Origin of the sequence: Faecalibacterium sp. An192 (assembly GCF_002160175.1) — a bacterium.
Lineage (GTDB): Bacteria > Bacillota > Clostridia > Oscillospirales > Ruminococcaceae > Faecalibacterium.
In genome coordinates this window covers 1-900 of record NZ_NFKB01000139.1, presented here as the reverse complement: position 1 = coordinate 900, position 900 = coordinate 1, and the positions used below count along the sequence as shown (strand labels likewise).

General features: G+C 55.7%; 1 protein-coding gene. It reads right to left on the bottom strand.

Annotated features, from left to right (window positions below):
- On the bottom strand, positions 1-900 hold a 900-nt coding region (locus B5F27_RS16315; protein WP_158098281.1), incomplete at both ends, for an IS66 family transposase.

The following is a 900-nucleotide window of genomic DNA, read 5'->3' as shown; positions in this document are numbered from 1 at the left end:
CTGCAAACAGCTGGTCACAGTAATCCCGGCCAACCTGTGCCGGTGTGAGCAGACCTTTGGGGTTGCTGGATGCGGCAGGCATGGCCTCCACGAACTTCCGTCGCAGATGGGCCCAGCAGCCACAGCGGGTAATATCCGGTACCTGGTTGTATCCGGCATAGCCGTCGGTATGCAGATATCCATGGAATCCTTCCAGAAACTTCTTTGGGTATTCGCCGCTGCGTCCGGGCTGGTACTCGTACAGAATAATGGGCGGCAGCCCATCCATGCCGGTACGGTAAACCCACATGTAAGACTTGGACTGGGCGGTCTTGCCGTTCTCTTTGAGGACCTGCACCACCGTCTCATCTGCATGCAGAACTTCTCTTTGCAGAAGCTCTTTCCGCATGGCGTTCCACAGAGGCTCCAGCCAGTCTTCCGCGCACCGGATGATCCAGCGCGCCATAGTAGTCCGGCTGAATGTTACCCCCAGCTGTTTCCAGGCTGCTTCCTGCCGGTACAGCGGCATGGCATTCACATACTTCTGGTACATGATTTCTGCTACCACCGAAGCTGCGACCAGACTGTGATTCAGCAACGGTTTTGGAACGGAAGCCCGCACAATGACACTTCGGCCTTTCTTGTGGCAGGCCGGGCACTTGTAACTCATCTGCCAGTACCGGACCAGCTTGAGTTTGGGCCGCTGGTATTCAAAGACTTCCCTTACCAACTCTTTCCCGATCCAAACCAGTTTTCCTTTGCACCTCGGACAGATCCGCTCTTCTTCGTCCAGGTCGAAGATCCGATTTTCCGTCTCATTGCTGCTGGTCAGTTTCCAGCGGCCCGCTTCGCTTATCTTGTGGACGCCTCTCTGGTCTTTTTTGAACGGTTCCGGGGCATCTTCTTTGTACTCCAGCTCGG